Genomic DNA, 7,694 nt, shown 5'->3' on the forward strand with positions numbered 1-7,694 from the left:
TAGCCCAGTACCAGCGAGGGCAAATTTTCGTTTGCCAGCACCGTTACTTTTAGCTTGATTTTTCTGCCGACTTCTAAATTTTGTATCTTTTTGCCTGCGGCGTCTAAAATTTCAATGTTTTTTATGCAGGCTTTTTTGTTGCCGGATATTGTTGCGATTTTGCCGTTTTCTAGGGCCACTTGCGAGATTTGTACGTCTTGTTTTTTTGAGATTAGGGCGTTGTAATAATCAAGCACGGCTTCAGGCTCGCCGTCTTTTAAAATTTGACCTTTTTCTAGCAAGATCACGCGATCGCAGATCGATTTTATCGCGCCGCTATCGTGCGAAACGATGATGAGCGTCGTGCCTAGGCTTTTAAATTCTTTTATCTTATCAAAGCTTTTATGCTGGAAATACACATCGCCGACCGATAGCGCCTCGTCGATGATAAGTATATCGGGGCGATTTGCCGTGACGACCGAAAAAGCAAGGCGCATCTGCATGCCGCTACTGTAAATTCGCACTGGATAATCAAAATACTCGCCTATCTCGGCAAAGTCTTCGATGTAGGTTATTATTTCGTCGATCTGCTCTTTTGAGTAGCCCATGAGAGAGCAGGACTGATAGGCGTTTTGCCTACCCGTTAGGTCGCCGTGAAAGCCCATGCCTAGCTCTAAGATGGACGAAATTTTAGCCCCGCTCGTTACTCGGCCGCTTGACGGTTTTAGCGTGTGCGATATGATTTTTAAAAGGGTGCTCTTGCCTGCTCCGTTTTGACCGATTAGCCCGACTACCTCGCCGGCTCCCACGTCAAAGCTTACGTCTTTTAGCACGGTTTTTACGTTTTTTTCTTCTTTATTGTTGCTAAACCACGAGGCAAATCGCTTAAAGTTGCTCTCGTAGTCCAAGTAAGTTTTGCAGATATTTTGAACCGACAAAATCATAAAACGTCCGCCATCTCTTCTTCGGCTCGTTTATAAACGAAAAATGCGGCTCCAAGGCTTGCCGCGCCGATAAGGGCCGGATAAATCAAAAGCGAAAAATCGGGCATCTTGTCGTAAATCAAAATATCGTGATAGCCGCTAACTACGCCCACAAGCGGATTTATGTAGATTAGCTCTTGCAAATTTGACGGTAAAATGCTCGTCATATAAACGATGGGCGTTAGCCAAAATAAAAACTGCAAGACGATGGCGATGATCTGGCCTACGTCGCGCATAAAGACGTTTATCACGCCGAAAAACAGCCCGAACCCTACGGCTAGCATCATAGTAATGACGGACAAAATCGGCAAAAAAATCAAATTTGCGCCAGCAAAATGTCCCAAAAAAGCAAATACGACTGCTATTGCGGCGAATAAAATAAGATTGTTTATCACTGAGCTTAAAACTACGGTAGCCGGAAGGACGATTTTGGGAAAAGACATTTTTTTGATTATGTTGGCGTTATCGGTAAAAATGCCGATGCAGCGCGAAAAAATCTCGCTAAAAAGCATCCAGCAAAGCATTCCGCTCATTAGGTAGATTGCGTATGCGTATTTGCTATCGATGCCGGGCAGTTTGGCTGAGAGTACCGAGGAGAGTATGGTCGCGTAGATGAGCACCTGGGCTAGCGGGTGGAGTATCGCCCACGCTACGCCCAGTTTACTTTTTGCAAATTTGGTTATAAACTCGTTTTTGACCGAATTTACGATAAAAAACCTATACGTATAAATATTTGAAAACAATCTTTCGTCCGATTTAGCTAAATTTGCGTGATTTTACCAAATAAAGGCTAAAAATAAAGAAAAATCGAAATTTAAATGCTTAGCTTAAATTCCTCTTTCACCTCTCCGATTTCGCTTGTTTCTATTAGTCCTCGCTTCTTTAGCTCTTTGACTAAATTTTCGGACGCTTTTTTGGTTACCTCCATATCAGCATTTATACCGCCTGCAGCCGAAAACATCCAGTATTTGTGCATCTCGGCCCATTCGAGCAGCTTGTTTACTTTTTCCATTTTAGTATCGCTGGGTGCGACCGAAATTTTGGCCAGCTCTAGTTCTTGATGATATACGGCGATTTGCAAGACGTTTTCTATATATTTTTTTAGATTTTGTCCGCTAATGTAATTTTTTAGCTTATCTATTTTGTCGATAATTTTTACTAGCGGATCAAATAGGCTTTCGTCCGCTTTGCCTTCATCTTTGATCTTCATTATCTTATCGATCTTGGGAACTAGTTCTAGGAATGTTTTTTCTATTCTTTGTTTTACTTTATTTTGAGTTTGTACTTTTTTTACGATAAATTTGTAGGCTTTGAGCAGGTCTTTGTTTGCCGTTTTTTTGCTGTTTTTTTCTATGTGCGGTAGTTTTTTTACTTTTTTATCTTTGCTAAGCTCTTCTGCAGTTTCCAAAAACGGTTTTTCGATACTTCCTTGTATTCTAGCACCGCCTTCTGTGCAGTTATAGGTAGTGATTTGCTCGTTTTTAGCCTGCTCTATATCTTTTTCAAACTGATTTTTAAATTTGTCCCATATATAGGTCGTTCTTACTTCACCTTCTCCGCCGTAAGCTTCTACGTATAGGTATTCGTCAGCCTGAGCAAATGCATGCCCGCTGGCGTGAGATTTGCCGTCCGGGGCAAAGGCTAAATCCTGGCCTATTAAAATAATATTTTTATGTCCGAGAGCGTAAGCCAACTGATAAGCCTGGTTTGCCGTAGAGTGGCCGATGCCGAGATAGCCGTATTTTGGCATATTAAACGCCATTTCGCTTTGTTGCGGCCTCATCGTGAGAGTTAGTCGGCGCGGTAAAATATTATCTACCGTTTGTTTATGTGTTAGCGACGCTACTATAAAGTAAATATCTTCGTCTATTTTTTTGTTTTTGTTTTTAAAAAAGCTGGACGTAGCCTCTACGCGCTCGATTGAGGTTACGTAGTCCGGTTTTATACCGTGCTTTAATAAAATAGGATACGACGCGTCAAGGCTGATAACGGTAAAATACGGCGCAAATTTTTTAAGCGCCTCAAGCTGTTTATCTAGGCTCGGTCCGGTGGATACGATGATTGCCGTATCCATGAGTCCGTGTCTTTTTTTGATTAGATCCGTATAGCAATAGTTTGTAACCATCTCCGGAATATGCTCTATGTGGTGTTTTATGCCTATTAGAGTATCGTCTATGCTATTGCCGTGAGCGACGACCATTTGAGATATAGCCTTGGTGAAGTCTTTGTTTATTCTCACGATATCTTCATGGAAATTTTCATAAAACGGCGTGTGGATGTGTAGGTTATAAGTTTTTGCGTATGAAGAGAAAAGTTGGCTCGATACCGCAAAATAAAACTGCGAGTATGTCGCAAATTCTGAGAAAAATAAAACTAGCCTTTCGCTAATCAGTTCATCCGATAAGTCGATTAAATTTAATGCTATATAAATAATCTCTATTTCGGGCTCTACGACGATAACCTTTTGATGCGTTTCGTTTTTTAGCAAGGCTTTATAAAAAATACCGTTGCCAAGACCGTAAAAATACATGATAGGATATCTTTTATACTCTTTTTCGGTCGACTCTAGGATGTGTAGAACATCTTTAGCCGGACTTTCGTAGACGTATTTTAGGGTTTTATTGTCGATGATGTTTATATCTATCGGATCTTTTCCTATAAAAACATCGTATTTTTCGGTCTCTTTCATGCCCCAAAGGCGCGCGGCTAAAATTTCGTCCTGTTGAAAAAGCGCTTGAAGATTTTTTTTGAAAATAGGATTTGCAATATTTGTGACGGTTTCATCGATATTTTTATCGCCTTTGCCGCTTGTTTGATTTTCGCGAGCGCCTTTTTTTTGTAAGCTATTTAGTTTTAGGTACTCGTCCTCTTTTTTCTTAGCCATTATATATATCCTCCTTTGTGATTCTCTCGCTAAATTTTATATCTCTTTTTGCTTCTTTGCCTAGTAATTCGGGTAAAAATTTAGGGTGCAAGCCGTATCCCGGGCGTACGCTTTTTACGTTTTTTTCGCTAAAGATTTCGCCCTCTTTGATATCCGCGCAGGCGTAAAGCGAGCGCGAAAAGCGGCGATTTTGCACGGCTTTGTCGTCTAGCTCGTAGTTTACTTTGCCAAGCAGCGCTTCGGCGTCTCGCACGGCTTTTGCCATTTCGCTAAATTCCCGCTCGTCCAAGCTAAAAGCCTCATCGACGCTGCGAACGCTTTTATCTAGGATAAAATGCTTTTCTACGATGCGGGCGCCTAGACTCACGGCTACTACGGGCGCTACGATACCTAGCGTGTGGTCTGAAAAGCCGACCTCAGCGCCGAATTTTCGTTTCATATCCGCAATCGTGCATAGATTCATCCCATCAAGCGGAGCAGGGTAGCTAGACGTGCATTTTAAAAGCGCGATCTGCTCGTTTCCCGCATCTTTGCAAATTTGCACGACGTCGGCGATTTCCTGCTCGGTCGCGATGCCCGTGGAGATGATGATCGGTTTGCCCTTGAGTGCGACGTACCGCACGAAATCATAGTCCGTGACCTCAAAGCTTGCTATCTTGTAAGCGGGCGGGTTAAATTTCTCTAAAAAGTCCGCGTCGTCTCTGCAAAACGGGCTTGAAAAGCAGACTAGCCCCTCGTCCCGAGCCGCCTCAAAAAGCTGCTCGTGCCACTCGCGAGGCGTCAGGGCTTGCCGGTATAGTTCGTATAAATTTGCCCCGTCCCACAGCCCGCCTTTTATCATGAAGTCCTCGCCGCGCGAATCTAGCGTGAGGCTATCAGGCGTGTATGTTTGCAGCTTTATAGCGTCCGCACCTGCGCGTTTAGCGGCTTTGATCGTGTCAAGCGCCGTTTGCAGGCTGCCGGAGTGATTTGCCGAGAGCTCGGCGATGATAAATACCTTTTCGTCCGTGTCGAAATTTGCTATTTTCATAAATTTTCCTAACTTTTAGCCATTATATCAAGTTTGCGTAAAGATAACGACATATAGCTCATTTGCTCGTCGCGCTCGTAAATTTCAAAGCCGAATTTTCGGTATAGCGTGATCGCTTTTTCGTTTTCGTTGTAGGCGCACGATTTTAGCTCGCCGACTTTAAGCGTTTTGGCGGCGTATTCTACGATTGTTTGCATTAGGACTTTGCCTTTGCCTTTTAGCTCAGGATTTGCGTAAATGCCAAATTCGCACGAGTCCGCCTCGATATCCACGAAATCGATAACGCCGATGTAGTCGCTATCCTCTTTTACCAAAAAATACCTTTTCGTTTCGTCATTTTTCAAATTTGCGATAAATTTTCTGTGTTCTTGCTCGCTCACGCTTTTGTTTTTCATATACTTCGCGACTCGCTCGTCGTTTCGCCAGCGCAAAATCATCAAAATTTGCTCGTCCGTTAGGTCGGTAAAATTTATAAGTTCAAGCATATCTCATCCGACTCGTAGATATCGCGCCCATTTGCGGCTAGCCACTGCGCCATCTCGTTTTGATTGTCCGCGACGCGCACGGCTTTAAATTTAGCGCCCAAAACCAGCGCTTCGTTTACGAGCGAGCTAGCTGAAATCACTAAAATTTCGCTCTCGTTCATCAGTCGCGCCACCTCGTTTGGGTTTATAAAAAGGCTAAAATTTGGCTCGCTATCCGCTAAAATTTGCAAATTTGATAAATTTACGTTCGCGCTCGTCGTAATGACGGCCACTTTTTTGTTTTTAGCGAGCAAATTTGAGGCGATTTTAGCCGTTAAATTTAGCGCGTCAGTGCCACCTAGCACGATGAGGTAATTAAATTTTTTCTCGCGTTTGATTTTTGCTTCGCCATAAAACTCGCTCCTAACTAGCGGCGAAAATATTAGCTCGCAGCCTTTCGGCACTAGATTTGCGTATTTTTGGGGCTGGGCGTAGATATTTACGTTTAGCAAGTAGTCGCAAAAATGCTCTTTATAGTTGTCGTCAAAGCTTAAAATTTTGACGTTCGTTTGCTCTTTGATTAGCTTTTCATCCGCCGCGCTAATGCCGTAATGATCGATTATAAGAAGCTCAAATTTATGCTCTTTTATCAAATTTACTAGCTCGCTTACGCCCATGCTTTTTAGCGTAAAAACGGGGTATGATATCTCGCCTGCTAGGCTACCCGGCAGGTCGATACAAGCAAAGCTGACGTCTTTAAAATTTTGCGCCAAGATAAGGTCGCGTCTAACGTGTCCGTGCCCGATTTTCGAGCCGCTATCTGCGCGGATGAGAGTTTTTAGATTTGAGATTTTGTTAAAATTCATCGAGTTTTTCCGCCAAATTTAAAATTCTAAGCGTCAAACACACGGCGGCGATGAGGTAAACGGCGCCGGCCGCGGCGAAAAATATAATCTGAAGCTCGTTTAAGCCGCGGTAGCTAGCCGCCAGATAAAATATGTGCAAGATCCCCGCAACCGCAAAGATCTGCATGAGCGTTCTAGCTACCGATATTTTGGCTTTTAGGTAATCTTTTTGCATTTTTCCTCAGCGGTAATTTATCTCGTAAAGCTTCTGCGCAAACTCAAAATCCTCGGGCGTGTCGATATCGCAGACCAAATTTCGCGGAAGCAAAAACGCCCTTGAGTGCGGCGCAAAGATCGGTTTTTTCTCCAGCCACGCCTCGCGCCTGCCGAAATAAAACGCGCCTGCGTCGTGATAGGCTCGCTCTAAATCCTGCGAGCGAGTTAGCGCAAACTGCGGGTAAAACATACTCACTGCGCCGTCCTCGCTAAGCCTGATCGCGCGCTGGATAGGGAAGCTAAACTCGGTCGCGGAAAATAAAAACTCGCACCCGGCTTCCTCAAATTTGCCGTACGCCTCGCGTAAAATTTCACCCGTGATGAGCGGCGCGGTCGCGTAAAGGCAGCAAACGTGAGCATATCCGCCTAGCCTCGCCGCTGCGTCCGCTACGGCGTCGCTACTGGTGGCGTAGTCGTCGCTCAGCGCAGCATCTCTCATAAACGGAACTTGCGCACCGAATTTGACTGCTACGTCCGCGATCTCGGCATCGTCGGTGCTAACGATCACTCGCTCAAAAACGCCCGAATTTAGCGCCGCTTCGATGCTGTAGGCTATCAGCGGCTTGCCTAGAAAATCTTTAACGTTTTTGCGCGGTATGCGCTTGCTACCGCCGCGAGCCGGGATGACGCAAAGGGCGCGATTTTGGTTATCTCTCATCAAATTTACCGCCCTAAACCCTGCAGCCTTGCGGCGTATCAAAGCTCTTTAAAACCTCAAAAAGCGTATCTGCGACGAAATTTGCGTCCTCTAAACTCATGCACTGATGGCACGGGATACTAAGCTCGGCGGCGTAAAAATCCTCGGCGCTAGGCACCGAGATATCGCCGTAGCGCTCGCGGTAAAAGCTAAATTTATAAGTCGGCTTATAGTGCACCTGCACGCCGATACCGCGCTCGTGAAGGGCGGCGAAAATGTCCTCTTTGGCGCACCAAAACTGGCGAAATAGCAAGATAGGGTAGAGGTGGCGCGAACTAACGACGTCGCTAGGTAGCTTGATCACGCTAAAATACGGGTTTTTCTCAAATTTTTCGTCGTAAAATTTAGCGATTTTCTCGCGCGCCGCGATGGTTTCGTCTAGCCTTTTTAGCTGATTTAGCCCTAGCGCGCAGGCGACGTCGGGTAGGCGGTAGTTGTAGCCAAGCAAGCTCTGGTCGCTGTCCCAGAGGCGTTTTTTGGCTATGCCGTGCGAGCGGTAGAGGCGTGCTAGGCGCGCTATCTCGTCGTCGTTGGTC

The 7,694-nt window shown here is 44.9% G+C and carries 9 protein-coding genes; all 9 read right to left on the reverse strand.

What is annotated here, in order from left to right:
- The coding region (locus tag Q0314_RS03245) for an ABC transporter ATP-binding protein (protein WP_298056437.1) at nt 1-923 on the reverse strand (923 nt) is incomplete at its 3' end.
- Nucleotides 920-1,705: an ABC transporter permease gene (locus Q0314_RS03250; protein ID WP_298056439.1), complete on the reverse strand. Its 786-nt coding sequence runs from the start codon at nt 1,703-1,705 to the stop codon at nt 920-922. The genes Q0314_RS03245 and Q0314_RS03250, both read right to left, overlap by 4 nt.
- A gap of 71 nt (nt 1,706-1,776) precedes the next feature.
- Nucleotides 1,777-3,846, reverse strand: coding sequence for a 6-hydroxymethylpterin diphosphokinase MptE-like protein (locus Q0314_RS03255; protein ID WP_298056444.1), 2,070 nt, complete (start codon nt 3,844-3,846; stop codon nt 1,777-1,779).
- A complete protein-coding gene (gene pseI, locus Q0314_RS03260) occupies nt 3,839-4,876 on the reverse strand; it encodes a pseudaminic acid synthase (RefSeq protein WP_298056447.1) in 1,038 nt (345 codons plus the stop codon). The genes Q0314_RS03255 and pseI overlap by 8 nt, the downstream gene beginning before the upstream one ends.
- An 8-nt stretch (nt 4,877-4,884) precedes the next feature.
- On the reverse strand, nt 4,885-5,361 hold the full coding sequence (pseH, locus tag Q0314_RS03265) for a UDP-4-amino-4,6-dideoxy-N-acetyl-beta-L-altrosamine N-acetyltransferase (protein ID WP_298056449.1): 477 nt from the start codon (nt 5,359-5,361) through the stop codon (nt 4,885-4,887).
- Nucleotides 5,346-6,206, reverse strand: coding sequence for a UDP-2,4-diacetamido-2,4,6-trideoxy-beta-L-altropyranose hydrolase (gene pseG, locus Q0314_RS03270; protein ID WP_298056452.1), 861 nt, complete (start codon nt 6,204-6,206; stop codon nt 5,346-5,348). Before pseG ends, pseH begins: the two co-directional genes overlap by 16 nt.
- Nucleotides 6,196-6,420, reverse strand: coding sequence for a hypothetical protein (locus Q0314_RS03275; RefSeq protein ID WP_298056454.1), 225 nt, complete (start codon nt 6,418-6,420; stop codon nt 6,196-6,198). Before Q0314_RS03275 ends, pseG begins: the two co-directional genes overlap by 11 nt.
- A gap of 6 nt (nt 6,421-6,426) precedes the next feature.
- A complete protein-coding gene (gene pseF / locus Q0314_RS03280) occupies nt 6,427-7,119 on the reverse strand; it encodes a pseudaminic acid cytidylyltransferase (RefSeq protein WP_298056460.1) in 693 nt (230 codons plus the stop codon).
- 13 nt (nt 7,120-7,132) lie between these two features.
- The coding region (locus Q0314_RS03285) for a DegT/DnrJ/EryC1/StrS family aminotransferase (protein ID WP_298056457.1) at nt 7,133-7,694 on the reverse strand (562 nt) is incomplete at its 5' end.

Origin of the sequence: uncultured Campylobacter sp., assembly GCF_938040115.1 — a bacterium.
Taxonomy (GTDB): Bacteria; Campylobacterota; Campylobacteria; order Campylobacterales; family Campylobacteraceae; genus Campylobacter_A.

Excerpts from the sequence above, each read along its gene's own strand:
- Q0314_RS03255 (WP_298056444.1), bottom strand. The coding sequence starts at position 3,846 with ATGGCTAAGAAAAAAGAGGACGAGTACCTAAAACTAAATAGCTTACAA.
- pseI (WP_298056447.1), bottom strand. The coding sequence starts at position 4,876 with ATGAAAATAGCAAATTTCGACACGGACGAAAAGGTATTTATCATCGCC.
- pseH (WP_298056449.1), bottom strand. The coding sequence starts at position 5,361 with ATGCTTGAACTTATAAATTTTACCGACCTAACGGACGAGCAAATTTTG.
- pseG (WP_298056452.1), bottom strand. The coding sequence starts at position 6,206 with ATGAATTTTAACAAAATCTCAAATCTAAAAACTCTCATCCGCGCAGAT.
- Q0314_RS03275 (WP_298056454.1), bottom strand. The coding sequence starts at position 6,420 with ATGCAAAAAGATTACCTAAAAGCCAAAATATCGGTAGCTAGAACGCTC.
- pseF (WP_298056460.1), bottom strand. The coding sequence starts at position 7,119 with ATGAGAGATAACCAAAATCGCGCCCTTTGCGTCATCCCGGCTCGCGGC.